This window comes from Oryzomicrobium sp. (genome assembly GCF_036820405.1).
Lineage (GTDB): Bacteria > Pseudomonadota > Gammaproteobacteria > Burkholderiales > Rhodocyclaceae > Oryzomicrobium.
In genome coordinates, this window is the sequence record NZ_DAISLS010000013.1 from 80,356 (window position 1) to 97,992 (window position 17,637).

General features: G+C 69.8%; 15 protein-coding genes and 1 pseudogene. 4 read left to right on the plus strand and 12 right to left on the minus strand.

The window, feature by feature from the left end; all coding sequences use genetic code 11:
- Positions 1–118: 118 nt before the first annotated feature.
- The 4 genes from ubiT to V7Z98_RS13850 all read right to left on the minus strand — a co-directional run bounded on the left by ubiT (position 119) and on the right by V7Z98_RS13850 (position 3,594).
- Positions 119–601, minus strand: a complete 483-nt coding sequence (gene ubiT / locus V7Z98_RS13835) for a ubiquinone anaerobic biosynthesis accessory factor UbiT (protein ID WP_293260568.1) — start codon at positions 599–601, stop codon at positions 119–121.
- A gap of 20 nt (positions 602–621) precedes the next feature.
- On the minus strand, positions 622–1,563 hold the full coding sequence (locus tag V7Z98_RS13840; protein WP_334158629.1) for a U32 family peptidase: 942 nt from the start codon (positions 1,561–1,563) through the stop codon (positions 622–624).
- An 11-nt stretch (positions 1,564–1,574) separates the two neighbouring features.
- Positions 1,575–2,609 (minus strand): ubiquinone anaerobic biosynthesis protein UbiU, encoded by a 1,035-nt coding sequence (ubiU, locus tag V7Z98_RS13845; protein ID WP_293260574.1) that lies wholly within the window; start codon positions 2,607–2,609, stop codon positions 1,575–1,577.
- A 145-nt stretch (positions 2,610–2,754) separates the two neighbouring features.
- Positions 2,755–3,594: a helical backbone metal receptor gene (locus V7Z98_RS13850; RefSeq protein ID WP_334158630.1), complete on the minus strand. Its 840-nt coding sequence runs from the start codon at positions 3,592–3,594 to the stop codon at positions 2,755–2,757.
- 70 nt (positions 3,595–3,664) lie between these two features.
- Here V7Z98_RS13850 and V7Z98_RS13855 point away from each other — a divergent pair, with 70 nt between their 5' ends.
- Positions 3,665–4,402 (plus strand): SDR family NAD(P)-dependent oxidoreductase, encoded by a 738-nt coding sequence (locus V7Z98_RS13855; RefSeq protein ID WP_334158632.1) that lies wholly within the window; start codon positions 3,665–3,667, stop codon positions 4,400–4,402.
- Between the two features lie 21 nt (positions 4,403–4,423).
- On the opposite strand, the gene V7Z98_RS13860 is transcribed toward V7Z98_RS13855, so the two are convergent.
- From V7Z98_RS13860 to argS, 7 genes and pseudogenes are all read right to left on the minus strand, one after another.
- On the minus strand, positions 4,424–5,212 hold the full coding sequence (locus V7Z98_RS13860) for a DUF2189 domain-containing protein (RefSeq protein WP_334158634.1): 789 nt from the start codon (positions 5,210–5,212) through the stop codon (positions 4,424–4,426).
- A 49-nt stretch (positions 5,213–5,261) separates the two neighbouring features.
- Positions 5,262–5,669: a CZB domain-containing protein gene (locus tag V7Z98_RS17895; protein ID WP_442951849.1), complete on the minus strand. Its 408-nt coding sequence runs from the start codon at positions 5,667–5,669 to the stop codon at positions 5,262–5,264.
- Positions 5,670–5,690: 21 nt separating this feature from the next.
- Positions 5,691–6,356: pseudogene (locus V7Z98_RS17900) on the minus strand (methyl-accepting chemotaxis protein); the annotation flags it as partial.
- A 163-nt stretch (positions 6,357–6,519) separates the two neighbouring features.
- Entirely contained in the window at positions 6,520–7,362 is an 843-nt protein-coding gene (locus V7Z98_RS13870) for an SDR family oxidoreductase (RefSeq protein ID WP_334158637.1), read from the minus strand.
- Positions 7,363–7,399: 37 nt separating this feature from the next.
- A complete protein-coding gene (locus tag V7Z98_RS13875; RefSeq protein ID WP_293260589.1) occupies positions 7,400–8,065 on the minus strand; it encodes a thiol:disulfide interchange protein DsbA/DsbL in 666 nt (221 codons plus the stop codon).
- Positions 8,066–8,077: 12 nt separating this feature from the next.
- A complete protein-coding gene (locus tag V7Z98_RS13880; protein WP_334158639.1) occupies positions 8,078–8,797 on the minus strand; it encodes an SPOR domain-containing protein in 720 nt (239 codons plus the stop codon).
- 15 nt (positions 8,798–8,812) lie between these two features.
- Positions 8,813–10,543 carry an arginine--tRNA ligase gene (gene argS, locus V7Z98_RS13885; protein ID WP_334158641.1) on the minus strand — a complete coding sequence of 577 codons (1,731 nt, stop codon included), beginning with the start codon at positions 10,541–10,543 and terminating at the stop codon, positions 8,813–8,815.
- A gap of 163 nt (positions 10,544–10,706) precedes the next feature.
- Between argS and V7Z98_RS13890 the strand changes: the two genes are divergently transcribed.
- Both V7Z98_RS13890 and V7Z98_RS13895 read left to right on the plus strand, forming a co-directional pair.
- Positions 10,707–12,329 (plus strand): ABC-F family ATPase, encoded by a 1,623-nt coding sequence (locus V7Z98_RS13890; protein ID WP_293260592.1) that lies wholly within the window; start codon positions 10,707–10,709, stop codon positions 12,327–12,329.
- Positions 12,330–12,609: 280 nt separating this feature from the next.
- On the plus strand, positions 12,610–14,436 hold the full coding sequence (locus V7Z98_RS13895; RefSeq protein ID WP_334158642.1) for a methyl-accepting chemotaxis protein: 1,827 nt from the start codon (positions 12,610–12,612) through the stop codon (positions 14,434–14,436).
- Between the two features lie 160 nt (positions 14,437–14,596).
- On the opposite strand, the gene V7Z98_RS13900 is transcribed toward V7Z98_RS13895, so the two are convergent.
- Positions 14,597–16,525, minus strand: a complete 1,929-nt coding sequence (locus V7Z98_RS13900; protein ID WP_334158643.1) for an ATP-binding cassette domain-containing protein — start codon at positions 16,523–16,525, stop codon at positions 14,597–14,599.
- Positions 16,526–16,711: 186 nt separating this feature from the next.
- Between V7Z98_RS13900 and V7Z98_RS13905 the strand changes: the two genes are divergently transcribed.
- Complete coding sequence (locus V7Z98_RS13905; protein WP_334158644.1) at positions 16,712–17,539, plus strand: hypothetical protein; 828 nt, start codon at positions 16,712–16,714, stop codon at positions 17,537–17,539.
- Positions 17,540–17,637 lie beyond the last annotated feature (98 nt).

Here is a 17,637-nt window from a genome sequence, read left to right on the forward strand (position 1 = left end):
GGGGGCGCCCGTAGGCGCCCCCATTCCTTCTTTTATGCCGACTGGCCCAGACTGGGTGCCGGTCTTCCTCCCCGTGGGGCTCTCACCAATCCCCGCTTAGGTTCGTTGTGCCAAGCCCTCAGGTGCGCTCGGCGATAAAAGGCAGACGCGGCCATTCCACCGCGTCCAGCAGATTCTTCACTAGCAGGCCCAGCTCGGTGTCGCCCTCGATCACCAGGCGGCGCTGGAAGAACAGGGTATCCGGGTCCTCCTGCCGCGCCAGCAGCTGCAGGTAGGCCGACAGGGTGGCGCGGAAGGTCAGGTCCGGCGCCGGGCCGTCGGCGGCGAGCAAAGGAACGAAGCGCAGGCCGTCGAAGGTGAAGCGGGCCACCGCCGCGGTGTCTTCCACCTCCACGGCGAAGACGCGGCCGGTAAGGGGCTCCAAGGCCTCGGCGTCGAGCAGCTTCAGCAGCAGCAGGCCGTTCAGGCCGCCCACCAGACCCAGGGCGTGGGGCCACTGGGGCAGGCTCTGGCCGATGCGGGTGACGAAGGCGGGCAGGCGAAAGGTGGGCACCTGCAGGTTGATGCCCGGCAGGCCGGGCAGGGTAAAGCGGGTAGTCATGGCGATCGGGTTCATTGGATTCACGCGCCGCAGGCGGCAACAACCAGAGTGTCGTCCTCGGCGCCGACCTTGGCAATCCCCGCCTGGCCGTGCCAGTAGCCGTCGCAGGTGCCGTGGTCGGTGCAAGCGGCCGGCAACCCGGCCGGCTCGCCGCGCCGAGCGGCGTCGAAAGCGGCCAGCACGGCGAAGAAGTCCTTCGACTGGGGCGACAGGCGCAGGGCATCGATGCCCAGGTCCAGCAGCGCGGGCAGTTCGGCGAGCAGGGAATAGTGCTGGGCCGACATGGTCTGGATGCCGTTCATGGTCAGGAAGGACTGGCCTTCCCGGGTGGCCAGGGTCAGGCCGTCGGCGTGGTCCAGGCAGCGGAACTGGCAGTCGTCCTTCTTCAGTCCATAGTGGCGGGCGGTGAAGCAGCGCGCCGAGAAGGCCAGGGGGATCTTGCCCCAGGCGAACACCTCGGTGGCCATGCCCACCGGACGGCTGGCGTGGAGCGGCGCGATCAGGCTGCGTGGCGCTTCCAGGGGCGGCACCCAGGCGACGGCGCCCTTGGCGGCGAACCAAGCCAGGGTGGCTTCGTTGTAGACGTTGAGGTGGGGGCCGCAGACGAAGGGCACGCCGGCCTCGGCGGCCACTTTCACCGCCCCCAGGTCATTGGCTTCGAGGCGGATGCGCCCGCCGCTCTCGGCGCAGGCGGCCACCAGCTTGCGCAGGGCGATCAGGTCGCCCTCGGATTCGGCCAGGGCCAGGGCCGACAGCACCACGTCCTTGCCGGCGGCGGCCAGGTCCTTGGCCAGACCGATCCAATCGGAGGTGCGCAGCTGGCAGCGGCGCGAGCAGACGCTCTCGCCGACGTAGACGATGTCGGCCGGCGAATCGCTGGCTTGCAGGTAGAAGTTCTGGACCTCGTCCTTGCTCCAGTAGAACAGGATCGGGCCGATGGCGAGCTTGATCGGGTTGCTCATGGACGGGCTCCTCAGCGCCAGGGACGATCGTAGGCGCCCAGGGTGACCTGGTGGCCCTCGGCCACCTTGGCCAGTTCGCTCTGCCAGGCCGGCTTGACGGCGAAGCCCGGGGCCTTCAGGGCGTCGATGGCCTGACGCAGCACCCGGGTCACCTGGCCGACGTAGGCCGGGCTGCGCTGGCGCCCCTCGACCTTGATGGCGGCCACGCCGGCGGCGGCGATCTGGGGCAGCAGTTCGACCACGTTCAGGCTGGTGGGCTCTTCCAGGGCGTAGCCGGTCTCGCCGGCTACCTCGAAGCGGCCCTTGCACAGGGTCGGGTAGCCGGCCGGCTCGCCCTCGCCATAGCTGTCGATGAGGATGCCGTTGAGCCGGGCGTTCATGGTCTTGCCCTGCTGCTCCCAGCGCACGTACTTGGCCGGGGAGCAGGCGCCCACGGTGTTGGGCGATTCGCCGGTGGCGTAGGACGACAGCCAGCAGCGTCCCTCGTTCATCACGCACAGGCTGCCGAAGCCGAACACCTCGATTTCCACCGTGGTGTGGCGCACCACGTTTTCCACCTGGGCCAGGGTCAGCACTCGGGGCAGCACGGCGCGGCGAACGCCGAAGGCGTCCTGGGCGAAGTTGATCGCCTCGTAGCTGGTGGCCGAGCCCTGGACCGACAGGTGGCGGTGCAGGGCCGGATGGCGCTCGGCGGCGTAGGCGAGCAGGCCCACGTCGGCCAGGATGACGGCGGTGGCACCCAGGTCGGCGGCGGCATCCACCGCCCCGTGCCACTCGGCCAGGCGCCCGGCCTGGGGGTAGGTGTTGATCGCCACCAGCACTTCGCGGCCCCGGTCCCGGGCGTAGCGCACGCCCTCGCGCAGGCTCTTGTCGTCGAAGTTGAGCCCGGCGAAGTTGCGGGCGTTGGTGGCGTTCTTGAAGCCCAGGTAGACCGCGTCGGCCCCGTTGTCCACCGCCGACTTGAGGGCGGGCAGGCTGCCGGCGGGGCAGACCAGATGGGGGATGCGGAAGGCGCTCGTAGTCGTCGTCGGAGTGCTGCTCACCATGATGGCGCGACGCGGGAAATGGAAAGGGCGCAGTCTAGGCCCCCGCCGCCCACCGCCCCTTGACCTCGGTCAAAGAGGTTTCGGAGACGGCTCAAGCCAGCTAAAACCGGCTAAAACCGCGTCGGCGCCCGGCAACGCAGAACAGTCACTGGCCCAACTCCCGGCGCAGACGGCCCAGGTAGTCGAGCCCCCGGGGCGCCCGGCTGCCGTACCAGGAGACCATCTCGCCATCGACCAGGGTCACCGGCACCGTGGGAAAGCGGGCTTGCAGCTCGGCCTGTTCCCCGGGGCCGAAATGGTAGGGCTCGGAAGGCAGCAGAATGCGGGCGGCCTCGGCCACGGCGCGCTCCAAATCCACCGCTGGATAGCGATCGGCGCCGGTATCGCCGCCCAGGCGGGCCGGCACCGTGTCCCAGCCGGCGGCAGCCAGGGTGGCGGCGATGTAGGTGTTGCGCGCCACGGTCAGCCAGGGGTCGCGCCAGATCAGGTAGAGCACCGGCTCCCGGGGCAGCCCCAGACCGGCCAATCCGGCCTCGGCCGCGTCCAGTTCGGCGGTCAGGGCGGCCGCCTCGCGGTGCCGCCCGAACAGGGCGCCGATCAGGCGGTAGAGGGCCCGGTTGTCCGCCGGCGTATTGGGGTGGGTGACCACCACGTGGGGCACGAAGGCTGCCAGGGCGTCGATTTCCTCGGCCCGGTTCTCGTCCATGTTGGCGATCACATGGGTGGGGGCCAGGGCCCGCAGCTTGTCCAGGTCGAAGCCCTTGGTGCCGCCCACCTTGGGAATGTGCCGCACCACTTCGCGGGGATGGATGCAAAAGCCGGTGCGCCCTACCAGCAGGGGGGCAAGGCCCAGGTCGACGAGCAGCTCGGTGATCGACGGCACCAGGGAGACGATGCGCGCGCCGGGACCGGCGGCGGGATGGCGCACACCCCGGGCGTCGGCCGGGATGAAGGCAGTGGTGTCGGCGGCGGAAGGCAAATCCATGCTAGAAAGAAGGAAAGGCGCCGCCCCCGGGGCGGCGGCCACCTATCCCCACATGATCGAGGAGAACGGAATGCTAGCCAAAAAAACCGCCGTCGTGACCGGCGCCAGCCGGGGCCTGGGCTTCGAGGTGTGCCGCCGGCTCGGCCAGGCCGGCTGCCGGGTGGTGATGGTCGCCCGGGACGGTACCGCCCTGGAGCGTGCGGTGGCCGCCCTAGCGGCGGAAGGCCTGGACGTGGCCGGCCGGGCCGCCGACGTGGGCGACACCGCCGCGGTGAATGCCCTGGCCGCCTGGGTGGACGCCGCCTGGGGCGGTACCGACATCCTGGTGAACAACGCCGGCGTGTACCTGGACCCCAAGACCCCGGACGATCCTGCCGCCCAGGGCGTGCTTGCCAGCGATCCGGCGGTGGTGGAGCGCAGTTTCGCCATCAACGTACTCGGCCCCCTGCGCCTGATCCAGGCCTTCTTGCCGGGCATGGTGGCGCGGGGCCACGGCCGGGTGGTCAATGTGGCCTCGGGCATGGGGTCCCTGGCCGAGGGCGGCCCCTACTGGCCCGGCTACCGCATCTCGAAGACGGCCCTCAACGCCCTGACCCGCACCACCGCCCATGAGCTGCAACTGGACCCGGCACTGGCCGACGTCAAGGTGAACTCGGTATGCCCGGGCTGGTGCCGCACCGACATGGGCAGCGCGGCGGCCCCGCGCAGCGCCGCCGAGGGCGCTGCGTCGATCACCTGGGCCGCCCTGCTGCCGGAGGACGGCCCCAGCGGCGGTTTCTTCCGCGACGGCCAGCCCGTGGCCTGGTAAGCCCGGGCTCCGCCGTTCGGCCTACACGCCGGACGGCGGCTCGGGCATCAGGGCCCGGTAGGCGTGCCAGGTGGCGTGCCCCACCAGGGGCATGGTGACGACCAGGCCGACGAAGCCGGTGGCGAAGCCGAGGGCGGTGAGGAACACGATCGACCCCGCCCAACCCAGCATCGCCCCGGGATTGCGGGCCAGGGCCGTGGCGCTGGCGATGGCGGCGTTGATGGCGTCCACCCGCCGGTCGAGCATCAGGGGCACCGAGATCACCGACACGGCGAACACCAGGGTGGCGAAGAAGCCCCCTACCGCCAGGTAGAAGACCACGAACTCCAGGTTGTCCAGGGCCGAGAAGGCGTGGACGAAACCGGAGAAGGAGGGCATCGCCCCCTCGTAGAAGACGGCGAAGATGACCATCGAGGCCCGCGCCCAGACCATCAGCACGACGGCCAGGACGGCGGCGAACAGGCCGATGTTGGAGACGTTGTGGCGCCAGGCCAGGGCCGAGGCGAAGAAGCTCACCGGCTCGCCCCGCTCGCGGCGGCGCGACAGGTCGTAGAGGCCCAGAGCGAGGAAGGGCCCCACCAGCAGCATGCCGGTGACCAGGGCGCTGAGTAGCGCCGTGGTGTGGTCCAGGGTGGCGGCGAGCAGCCAGCCGCACAGGGCGAAGGCCGCCCCGTAGGCCAGGCTAGGGGCCGGATGGGCGCGCAGGTCGGCCCAGCCGGCGCGCAGCCAGGCCAGGGGGGCGTCCCCGTCCACCGGCCGGATGGCGGCCAGCAACTCGAAGGTCAGGCTCTTTTCGTCGGCGGATTGCATGGCGGCCTCCAGGCGGGGAACTTCCCCTATGGAGCGGCCGCCGGGGCGCTTAGTTCAATCCGTTGAGCATGCGCTTCATGCCCGCCATCACCGTCAGGTTGGATTGCTCCATGGCCATCAGGGCGGCCAGTGCCCCATCCGCGTCCCGGGCGTAGAAGCGCTCCACCGCCCGGCGGGCGTGGTCGTGCACCGCCTTGTGCGGCGTTTCCATTTCGGCGTACCCGGGCAGGCGGGCGAAGTGGGCCTTGCCCTCGCCCTCGTAGTACCAGCGGCCGAGGCGGCACTGGGTTTCGTCCGGCAGCTCCTCGGGGCGCAGGGTGGAAAGGCCGAGGAAGACCTTGTACACCTCCAGTTTCAAGGCCAGTTCGTCGATGTTGGCCAATTCCACGTTGGCCAGCAGCGACGAGGACGACACCGCCCGCTCCATGGTCTGGGACAGGTCGAGCAGCCGCCCCATGCTGTGGGTGGCGGCTTCGCTCTCGGCGGAATAACGGGCCGCATCTGCCGCCCCCAGGGACATGACGCTGCGCGCCTGCTGGGTATCGCCCTGGATGGTGCCGACCAAGCCGGAGATCTCCACCGTGGCCTTGGTGGTGCGCTCGGCCAGCTTGCGCACCTCGTCGGCGACGATGGCGAAGCCGCGCCCGGCCTCGCCGGCCCGGGCCGCCTCGATGGCGGCGTTGAGGGCCAGCAGGTTGGTCTGGTCGGCGATTTCCTTGATCAGGCTGACGAAGCCGGCGATGTCGGTGACCCGTTTGGACAGGCTTTCGACGCTGCCAGAGGCCTCGGTCATGCGCCCCACCATGTCGGTCAGATTGGCGGCGATGGTCTGGAAAGCGGCCCGGTTGGTTTCCGATTCCGCAGCCGCCGTGGTGGCCGATTCCTTGCCCCCTTGCAGGGTGGTGGTGAGGCCGAGGAAGGAGCCCTGCAGGCCGGTCAGCGAATCGCCGAAGCGCCCCAGGCTGGTGAACACGCCATCGAGCAGGGCCTCGCGGGCGCGCAGGGCTGCCAGCTCGTCGGTCAAGGCGGAGCGCTCGGCCTCCAGGGTGGCGACGCGGGTCTCCAGGCGGGCGTTGTCGGCGCGCAGGGCGGCGCACTCGATCTCGCTGCGGCTCAGGGCTTCCTTGGCGGACGAAAAGAACATGGCGGCTCCCCTGATGAAACCGCCATGGTGGACGCCCTTGGCCGGGGATACCAGCGTTCTTTTGTAACACCCCTAAAGCCGTTGCGGACATAGGGTTTATGCGGGTTGCGGGGGAAACCGCCCCGCCATGCCAACGGGATTGCCCGGTCGGCCGCGGGACTAACTACAGGGGCAGTCCCCGGGGCTTGCGCTTGGCCCGGCCGAACAGGCGGTCGTAGACGGCGTTGGGCAGCAGGCGCAGGAGCTTGGCCACCACGCCCATCTGCCAGGGTACCACGGTGTAGCCGGTGCCGGCGTCGATAGCCCGGGCCATGCGCCGCGCCGCTTCCGCCGCGGGCAGCAGGAAGGGCATGGGGTAGGGATTGACCGCGGTCATGGGGGTATCCACATAGCCGGGGCAGATGGTTACGGCGCGGATGCCGGACGGTGCCAGTTCCAGGCGCAGGGATTCCAGGTAGGCGATGGCGGCGGCCTTGGAGGCGCAGTAGGCCTCGGCCCCGGGCAGGCCGCGGATACCGGCCACCGAGGCGATGCCGACCACGCGGCGCGGCAGGCCGTCGCGCAGGGCCTTCATGGCCGGCAGGAAGGGGGCGAAGGTGGCGGCCATGCCGAAGACGTTGACTTCCAGCACCCGGCGGAAGGCCACCAGGTCCTCGCTTTCCTCGGTGAGGGTGCCCACCGAGATGCCGGCGTTGGCGATCACCACGTGGGGCGCGCCGAAGCGGGCGCAGAAGTCGGCGGCGGCGGACGCCAGGGCGGCGCTATCGGTGACGTCGAGGGGATAGGTGGCGGCTAGCGCACCGCCCAGCTCCCGGGCCAATTCGTCGAGCCGGTCGGCGCGGCGGGCGGCCAGGCCGAGCTGCCAACCGGCGGCGGCATAGTGGCGGGCGAAGGCTTGGCCCAGGCCGGAACTGGCCCCGGTGATGAAAACGCGCCGCGGCAGCCCCGGGGGGGACTGGCGCGGCGCATTCTGCTTGCCGACGGGAACGGGCAGGGGCGAAGTCACGGGGTCACAGGCTCACACGCTCGCGCGTTCCGCTGGCTTACTTGCGTGCCTTATCGCTGCGGGCCAGGGCGACCACCGCGTCGGCGCGGGTGAGTACCTCGCCGAGGTTCTTCACACCCTCGGTGCTGACCAGGTAGCGGCCATCCACGGCCAGGGCGGGCACGCCGTTGATGCGGTAGGCCTGGACCATCTGGTTGGCCCGGTTGACCTTGCTGGCGACCGAGAACGACTTGTAGGCGTCGGCGAACTTGCGGCCGTCCACGCCCTGCTTCTCGACCCAGGCCTGCATGTCGTCGGGCACCGGCATGCGCACACCCTGCTCGTGGATGGCGGCGAAGATGGCGCTGTCCAGACGGGCCACGTCGCCGGTCACTTCCAGGGCGTAGTAGAGCTTGGCCAGGTTGGCCCAAGCGGCGTTCCAGCCGGCCGGGACGCGTTTGAAGGCCACGTCGGCGGGCAGCTTGGCGACCCAGGCGTCGAGGGGCTTGTGGAAGTCGTTGCAGTGCGGGCAGCCGTAGGAGAAGAACTCGATCACCTCGATCTTGGCGCCGGACTCGGTGGGCTGGGGCGGATCGATGGGCTGATAGTCGCGGCCGCGGGCCGCCGGGGCGGCAAAGGCCGGCAGGGCGGGGAACGCCGCCAGGGAGGCCGACGCGGCGGCGGCCAGGACGAAATCACGACGGGAACGATCAATCTTCACCATGGGGAATCTCCATCAATCCTTGTTCTTGACCAGGCTGGCCTCGACGCCGGCCTTGGCCAGTTCGGAACGGGCGCGGTTAACCTCGTCCATCTTGCCATAAGGTCCGAGGCGGACCCGGTACCACACCTTGTCGCCGACCATCACCTGCTGCACCGTGGCCTCCATGCCGAGCATGGCCAGGTTGGCCTTCTGGTTGTCGGCGTCGCCCGAGCGCTGGAAGGAACCGGCCTGGATGAAGAAGGGGCCTTCCTTGCCGTCCTTGGTCTCCTTCGCCTCCTTGGATTCCTTCGCCCCATCCTTGCCATCCTTGGCGGCGTCCTTGGCCGCCGGCTTGTCGGCGGCCGTCGCGTCGGTCTTGGGCTCGGCCTTGCCGGGCAGGATGTCGTAGAACTGGAAGCGCTTTTCCGGCACCGGGTCGCCGGGCTTGCCCGGCAGGGGCACCGGAGCGGCCGCCTGGGGCGCGGCGCCGGCGGCCGGGGCCTGGGCCGGCGCCGGGGCGCCGGGCTTGGCGGCGGCCAGGTTGCCGGAGGTTTCCTTGGCGTCCTTGGGCGGCGGCTGGGTCTTGTCCACGAAGGGCATGGGCGCCTTGTTGATGTACAGCACCACCGCCAGGGCCGCACAGACCCCCAGCACCAGGCCGATGATGATGCCGATCAGGGTGCCGCCGCCGGCTTTTTTCGCCGGGGAGCGCTTGCCGGAAGTGCTTTGGGGTCGTTTCAGGTCACGGCTCATAGAGGGATTCCGGAGTTACATCGATTCGGGGCAGGAGACGCCGAGCAGCGCCATGCCGTTGCGGATCACCTGACGGGTGGCCAGGGCCAGGGCGACGCGGGCGTCGCGCAGGGCGGCGTCGTCCACCAGCATGCGCTCGGCGTTGTACCAGGCGTGGAAGTCGCCGGCCAGGTCCTTCAGGTAGAAGGCCACCGCGTGCGGCGCCAGGTCCCGGGCGGCGGCCTCGATCACCTCGGGGAAGGCGGCCAGGCGAGCGGCCAGGGCCAGTTCCCGGGGGTTGGCGAGCAGGCCCAGGTCGACCTTGGCCAGGTCGGCGGCCTCGCCGACCCACTGGTTGACCACCGAGCACACCCGGGCGTGGGCGTACTGGATGTAGTAGACCGGGTTTTCGTTGCTCTGGCTCTTGGCCAGGTCCAGGTCGAAGTCCAGGTGCTGGTCGGACTTGCGCAGCACGTAGAAGAAGCGGCAGGCATCGTTGCCCACCTCGCGGCGCAGCTCGCGCAGGGTGACGAACTCGCCGGAGCGGGTGGACATGGAGGCTTTCTGGCCGTCCTTGTAGAGCACGGCGAACTGCACCAGGGCCACCTGCAGCTTGGCCTCGTCCTGGTCCAGGGCCTTGAGCGCCCCCTTCACCCGGGGGATGTAGCCGTGGTGGTCGGCGCCCCAGATGTTGATGACCTTGTCGAAGCCGCGCTCGAACTTGTTGAGGTGGTAGGCGATGTCCGAAGCGAAGTAGGTGAACAGGCCGTTCTCGCGCTGCACCACCCGGTCCTTCTCGTCGCCGAAGGCGGTGGAGCGGAACCACTTGGCGCCGTCCTGCACGTACAGATGACCGGCCTTTTCCAGGCGTTCGACGCATTTCGCCACCAAGCCGGTGTCAAACAGGGACTTTTCCGAGAACCACACGTCGAAGCGCACGCCGAACTCTTCCAGGTCGTCGCGGCCGTCGGCCAGCTGCTCGGACAGGGCGTGCTGGTGGACGTAGGCCCAGTCGGAGCCGAGCAGGCGCTTGGCGTTGGCGATCAGGCCATCCAGGTGGGCTTCCTTGTCGGCTTCCACCGACGGCACGTCGGCCAGGATTTCGGCGGCGGGGCGCACGTACTTGGCGCCGTGGGCGGCGTCGATCTGGGCGCCCATGTCGCGCACATAGTCGCCCTGGTAGCCGTTGGGCGGGAAGGGCACGGCCACGCCGTGGCGTTCCAGGTAGCGCAGCCAGGTGGACACCCCGAGGATGTCCATCTGCCGGCCGGCGTCGTTCACGTAGTACTCCCGGGTCACGTCCCAGCCGGCGAAGGCGAGCAGGTCGGACAGGGAGGCGCCGTAGGCGGCGCCGCGGCCGTGGCCGACGTGGAGCGGACCGGTGGGGTTGGCAGAGACGAACTCCACTTGCAGCTTCTGCTGGCCGCCCAGGGTGGACCGGCCGAAGTCGGCGCCGCCGTCGAGCACGGCGCGCACCACCGCCAGCTTGGCGGCGGGCTTGAGGGTGAAGTTGATGAAGCCGGCGCCGGCCAGGTCCACCTTCTCAAGCCACTCGGAACGGGGCAGCTCGTTGATCAGTTGCTGGGCGATTTCCCGGGGGTTCTTCTTCAGGGCCCGGGCCAGTTGCATGGCCAGATTGGTGGCGAAGTCGCCGTGGGATTCCTGCTTGGGCCGCTCCAGATGGATGTCGGCCTCGGCCCCGGGGGCGACGCTGGCCAGGGCGGCCTGGAGCAGGCTGGTGAGATGGGAACGAATGTCGTGGGTCATCGCCGGGCGAAAAATTGCAAAAGGGCGATTATACGTGCCCGGGGCCGGTTCTCATGCCCCGGCGGCGCGGACCGAGGCCGGGCGCGCCGCGGCGGGGCAACGCCCCTCGGGTATAATTCAAGGTTTTGTTTTTACGCGGGTTCGTCCCGCCACAGGATTCACCGTGCTCGTCGCCAACAACATCACCATGCAATTCGGGGCCAAGCCCCTGTTCGAAAACGTCTCCGTCAAGTTCGGCGAGGGCTACCGCTATGGCCTGATCGGCGCCAACGGGGCGGGCAAGTCCACCTTCATGAAGATCCTCTGCGGCGACCTCGACCCCTCCGCCGGCAACGTCAGCAAGGACGTACACGAGCGCATGGCCTACCTGCGCCAGGACCAGTTCGCCTACGAGGACCAGCGGGTGATCGACGTGGTGCTGATGGGCCACGAAGAGATGTGGGCGTGCATGCAGGAGAAGGACGCCATCTACGCCAACCCGGAAGCCACCGAAGACGACTACATGAAGGCGGCCGAACTGGAAGGCAAGTTCGCCGAATACGACGGCTACACCGCCGAATCCCGGGCCGGCGAGCTACTGCTCGGCGTGGGCATCCCCACCGAAAAGCACTTCGGCCCGATGCGCGAGGTGGCCCCGGGCTGGAAGCTGCGGGTGCTGCTGGCCCAGGCCCTGTTCGCCAACCCGGACATCCTGCTGCTGGACGAACCGACCAACAACCTGGACATCAACACCATCCGCTGGCTGGAAAACGTGCTCAACGAGCGCGAATCCACCATGATCATCATTTCCCACGACCGCCACTTCCTCAACCAGGTCTGTACCCACATGGCCGACCTGGACTACGGCAAGATCACGGTCTACCCGGGTACCTACGACGACTTCATGGAAGCCTCCACCCAGGCCCGGGAACGTCAGCAGAACGCCAACGCCAAGGCCAAGGAGCGGGTCGCCGAGTTGCAGGAATTCGTGCGCCGCTTCTCCGCCAACAAATCCAAGGCCAAGCAGGCCACCTCCCGCCTCAAGCTGATCGACAAGATCAAGCCCGAGGACGTGAAGCCCTCGTCGCGCCAGTACCCGTGGATTCGCTTCGAGTACGACGACAAGGACAAGCTGCACCGGCTGGCGGTGGAAGTGGAAAACCTGTCCTTCACCTACCCGGGCGGCGAGCGGCCGATCTTCAACAATCTGACCTTCGCCGTGGAAGCCGGCGACCGGGTGGCGGTGATCGGTGAGAACGGTGCCGGTAAGACCACCCTGCTCAAGCTCCTGATGGGCGAGCTGACCCCCAACCACGGCACCCTCAAGTGGGCCGACAAGGCCAAGCTCGGCTACTACGCCCAGGACCACGCCGCCGAATTCGCCAACCCGGTCAGCCTGACCGACTGGGTGGCGCCCTACGCCCGGGCCACCATCGCCGACGGCGGCGACCTGGAAACCCTGATCCGCGGCACCCTGGGCCGGCTGCTCTTCTCCGGCGACGAGCAGAAGAAGCCGACCAACGTCATCTCCGGGGGCGAGCAGGGCCGCATGATCTTCGGCCGGCTGATGCTGGAAAAGCCCAACGTGCTGGTGATGGACGAACCGACCAACCACCTGGACATGGAGTCGATCGAATCCCTCAACACCGCCCTGGACAAGTTCAAGGGCACCCTGGTGTTCGTCTCCCACGACCGGGAATTCGTCTCCACCATCGCCAACCGCATCATCGAGGTGAAGGGCGACGGCACCGTGGTCAATTACCAAGGCAGCTACGAGGACTACCTGGCCAGCCAGGGCGTCGAGTAAAGCGACCGCCGCAACCGGCCCCCGGGCCGGCTGCAACAAGCCCGGGAGGCCACGCCGCCCCGGGCTTTTTCATGGGCGCGAGCTTGGCCTTGCCCCAGCGGCCGCCGCCCCGCCTGCGTGGGCGCATGGCTGAAGAATGGCGTGGATATTGGCTTTCCGGCCTGGCCGACCTGTGGATAGTCCCTAAAGGATGACAGTGCGATTGTTGCTAGGGTAAGACCCTGCGCCGTGCCACCCGCGCGACGCCAACTCGACACCGCATCCCCATGAAAGACTCCAGATGAAAGGTTTGGGACTCCAGGCCCGTTTCGCCCTCTTCGGTTTCGCGCCCCTGGTGGTGGCCCTGGTCATCGGGGCGATGGCCCTCTCGATCAACGAATCCCGCCGCATGGAAGCGGAAGTGCGGCAGCAGTCCGCCAACACCGCCGCCAGCATCCTGCAACTGTTGCAGTTGAGCGACGGCCTGGTCGGCGAGCAGACCCGCAGCGCCATGAAGCTGTTCAAGGAAACGAGCACCCAGCTCGGCCCAGCCAGCGCGGGCGAGGCGGTGGCGGTGGGCGGCCGCACGCCGCCCAACCTGCGCTTCGGCGGCCGGAGCCAGGCCCTGGGCACGGCCCTGGTGGACGGCGTGACCGGCATCGCCGGCGGCAGCGCCACCCTCTTCGCCCGGGACGGGCAGGACTTCGTGCGCATCGCCACCAACGTCAAGACAGCGGACGGCCAGCGGGCCGTCGGCACGGCCCTGGACCCGAACGGCAAGGCCTACGCCGCCCTCAGCCGGGGCGAGGCCTTCTACGGTCAGGTGGACATCCTCGGCTCCCCCTACCTGACCGGCTACGAGCCCATCGTGGATGGGGCCGGCAAGGTGGTCGGCGCCTGGTACATGGGCTTCAAGGCCGACCTGGCCGGGCTCAAGGCCCTGATCGGCGAGAGCGCCGCCTTCGGCTCCGGCTTCGTCGCCCTGCTCGACGGCAAGGGCCAGCCCTTCCTCCATTCCCGGGGCATCGAGCCCGACGCGCTCCTGGCGCGCCTGGCGGAAGCCCGCCGGGACGGCGGGCGCGACTGGGAGGCGATCGAACGGGACTTTCCGGCCTGGGGCTTCCGGGTGGCGGTGGCCTACAGCCGCCAGGAAGTGGCCGAAGTCGGCCGCCGCGCCGCCCTGCCGGTGCTGGCGGGGGGCCTGGTCATCACCGCCGCCCTGCTGGCCCTGCTCACCCTGGTCCTGCGCCGGGTGGTGCTGGCCCCGGTCCGCCAGGCCGTGGCGGCCTCCGACGCCCTGGCCGAAGGCGACCTGACGGCGCGCCCCGAGGCCGCGCGGGACGACGAGATCGGCCGCCTGCTCCAGGCCATGGCGCACATGACGGACCGCCTGGCGAACATCATCGGCCAGGTGCGCGGCGCCGCCGACAACCTTTCGGCGGCGTCGGAGGAAGTCTCGGCCACCGCCCAGTCCCTGGCCCAGTCCGCCAGCCAGCAGGCGGCGTCGGTGGAGGAGATTTCGGCCACCCTGGAGCAATCCACCGCCTCGGTGCATACCAACACCGAGAACGCCCACACCACCGACGGCATGGCCACCCAGGCCGCCCGGGAGGCGGAAGCCGGCGGCGCCGCCGTGGCCGAGAACGTCCAGGCCATGCGCCAGATCGCCGACAAGGTGGGCATCATCGACGACATCGCCTACCAGACCAACCTGCTGGCCCTCAACGCCGCCATCGAGGCGGCCCGGGCCGGGGAACACGGCAAGGGCTTCGCCGTGGTGGCCGCCGAAGTGCGCAAGCTGGCCGAGCGCAGCCAGGTGGCCGCCGGCGAGATCGGCACCGTGGCCGGCACCACGGTGCGCCAGGCGGCGCACGCGGGGGAACTGCTGGAGCGCATCGTGCCGGCCATCGGCCAGACCTCGGCCCTGGTGCGGAACATCGCCAGCGCCTCGGAAGAGCAGGCTCGCGGCATCGCCCAGATCAACCAGGCCATGGGCCAGCTCAACCAGGCCACCCAGCAGAATGCCTCGGCCTCCGAGGAGCTGGCGGCCACGGCGGAAGAAATGGGCGCCCAGGCCGAATCCCTACAACAACTGATGCACTTCTTCCGGCTCAACCCGGGGCGCTGAGGGGGCGCCGACCCTGACCGGACAGGCGTTGAGCCGGCACGCGAAGTCCACGCCAGACGGGCATCTCCGGGCGGGCACGGCCAAACGCCGCGCCCTGCCTCGGGTTTGGGGCAGGCCCCGTGGAAACCCGCGCCAGGCGCGGACCTCCGGGCTCCCCCCGTTATGCCTCGGGTAGAGCCTCCAGGGCTTCCTGCACTTCGAGCCAGCGCATCTCGCCGTCCTCGATCATCGTCGCCAGTTCGCCCTGGCGCTTGAGCAGGCCGGCCAGCTGGGGGTGGGGCGGGCTGGTGTAGAGGGACGAATCGGCGAGGCGCTCTTCGAGCAGCTTCTTCTCGCCCTGCCAGCCGTGCAGTTTCTTTTCCAGTTGCTCGCCTTCCTTGACCAGGGGACGGCGCTTGGCCAGCAGTTCCTTGCGCGCCGCGGCGTCGGCCTCCCGGCTGGCGGCGCGCTCGGCCTTGGCTTCCTTGGCTTCCACGTCCACCGGCCGGGCGGCGTTGCGCGCCTGGGTCAGCCAGGCGGCGTAGTCGTCCAGGTCGCCGTCGAAGGGCGTCACCTGGCCGTCGGCCACCAGCAGCAGGGTGTCGGCGGTGGTCTTGACCAGGTGCCGGTCGTGGGAAACCAGCACCACGCCGCCCTCGAAGCCTTGCAGGGCGAAGGCCAGGGCCTCGCGCATCTCCAGGTCCAGGTGGTTGGTGGGTTCGTCGAGCAGCAGCAGGTTGGGGCGCTGCCAGATCAGCAGGGCCAGGGCCAGGCGCGATTTCTCGCCGCCGGAGAAGGGCGCCACCGGCCGGGTGGCGACGTCGCCGCGGAAGTCGAAGCCGCCCAGATAGTCGCGATGCTGCTGCTCCGGGGTGTCCGGGTCGAGCCAGCGCAGGTGGTCGAGGGCCGAACCCTCGGGGCGCAGGGCTTCCACCTGGTGCTGGGCGAAGTAGCCGATCTTGAGGGCCTTGGCCTCCTGGCGCTCGCCGGCCAGGGGCGGATGAACGCCGGCCAGCAGCTTGATCAGGGTCGATTTGCCGGCGCCGTTCATGCCCAGCAGGCCGATGCGATCGCCAGGGCGGATGGTCAGGCGCACGTGGCTGAGGATGGTGCGCTCGATCGTGTTCTCACCCGCAGCGCTGCGGTAGCCGGCCTGGATCTTGTCCAGGCTGAGGAGGGGGTCGGGCAGGGCTTCGGGATCGCGGAAGCTGAAGGTGAACGGGGTGTCCACGTGGGCCGCCGCCACCGTCTCCATGCGGGCCAGGGCCTTGATGCGGCTCTGGGCCTGGCGGGCCTTGGTGGCCTTGGCGCGGAAGCGGTCGATGTAGACCTGCAGGTGGGCCACCTCGCGCTGCTGCTTCTCGAACAGGGACTGCTGCTGGGCCAGTTGGGCGGCGCGCTGGGTCTCGAAGTCGGAGTAGCCGCCCTTGTACAGGGTCATGGCCTGCTGCTCGATGGCCAGCACGTTGCCGCATACCGCATCGAGAAAGTCCCGGTCGTGGGAGATCAACAGCAGGGTGCCCCGGTAGCTCTTCAGCCAGGTCTCCAGCCACAGCACCGCGTCCAGGTCCAGGTGGTTGGTCGGTTCGTCGAGCAGCAGCAGGTCGGAGCGGCACATCAGCGCCCGGGCCAGGTTGAGGCGCATGCGCCAGCCGCCGGAGAACTCGGCCACCGGGCGGGAAAAATCCGGATCGTGGAAGCCCAGGCCGTGCAGCAGTTCCGCCGCCCGGGCCTTGGCGCCGTAGCCGCCGATCTCGCCCAGGCGGGCGTGGATGGCACCGATGGCCTCGCCGTCGTGGCTTTCCTCGGCCCGGGCCAGATCGGCCTCCAGGCGGCGCAGTTCCTCGTCGCCGTCGAGGACGAAGTCCAGGGCCGGCGAAGGCAGGGCCGGGGTTTCCTGGGCGACGTGGGCCATCACCCAGCGCTCGGGCCACTCCAGGTCGCCGGATTCCGGGTGCAGGCCGCCGTTGAACAGGGCGAAGAAGGTGGACTTGCCGCTGCCGTTGCCCCCCACCAGGCCGACGCGCCAACCCGGGGCGATCTGTAGCGAGGCGTCGCGCACCAGGGGATGGCCCGCCCGGGCGAAGGTCAAACGGCGAAGAACGATCATGGCAAATCCAGAACTGAGAGGGACATCACCCCGGACACTGCCCGACACACGGCCCATCGCCGTGCACCCATAGGGGGCGGACAGGGGCGGCAACCGGCGTCGGCGCGCCGCGGCCGAACGGCCGGCGGGTTTCGGAAAACGGGGAAATCCCCTATTTTACGGGGATTCGGAATTTCCCCCACCGCCATGCGCTTCTCCCGTCCTGCCTCAGCCCTCCCCGCCGCCCCCGCCGCCACCCTTCGCACGCCGCGCCTCATCGCGGCCGCCCTTCTCGGCCTTTTCACCCTTTGCGCCCTGCTGCCGGCAACCGTCCACGCCCAGCCGGCCCCGGTCAACGACCAGCCCTGGAGCGGCGACGCCGAGCGCGCCGGCCTGGTCGGCCGGGCCGATGCCCTGCGTACCCGGGCCAAGGCCATGCGCGACGAATCGGTGGCCAAGTACCAGGCCGAGTATCAGGCCTGCTACGCCCGCTTCCGCGTCGTCGCCTGCCAGGACGAGGCCAAGAAGGCCAAGACCGCCGCCGAACTCGAAGCCCGCAAGGTGGATGCCGAAGCCCGGGAACTGGAACTGGAGATCCGCACCCGGGACCAGGCCACCAAGGCCGCCCAGGCACGGCAGGAGGCGCCGCGCCGCGCCGCCAGCCAGCAGCGCCAGAGCGAGGAATTCAAGGCCGACAAGGCGCGCCAGGACGCGGAGCGGGAACAGCGCCAGGAGGACAAGGCCAAGGCCGTGGAGGCCGGCGCCGCCCAGGCCGCCGCCGAGCGGCGCGAAACCGCCGCGCGCCTGTCCGGCAAGCGCGCCGACAAGGCCGCCCAGGCACCCGAAGCCGCCAAGCGGGCCGAGGACCAGCGCGCCAGCGTGCAGGAGGCCCACCAGCGCATGGCCGAGCGCGACGCCAAGGTGGCCGAGAAGAAGGCCCAGCGCGAGGCCAAGGCAAAACAGCGGGCCGAGGAACGGGCCAAGGCCGAGGCCGCCGGTATCATTCCGCCCCAGCCGCCCGCCGCCAAGCCCTAGCCACCGTAGCCGCCGTCCGCCGCCGGACGCACCGGGGCGGGGCGCCGTCCCGCCCTTCGGCAACCACCGACCTCTTCCGGCCTCCGGCAACGCCGGCC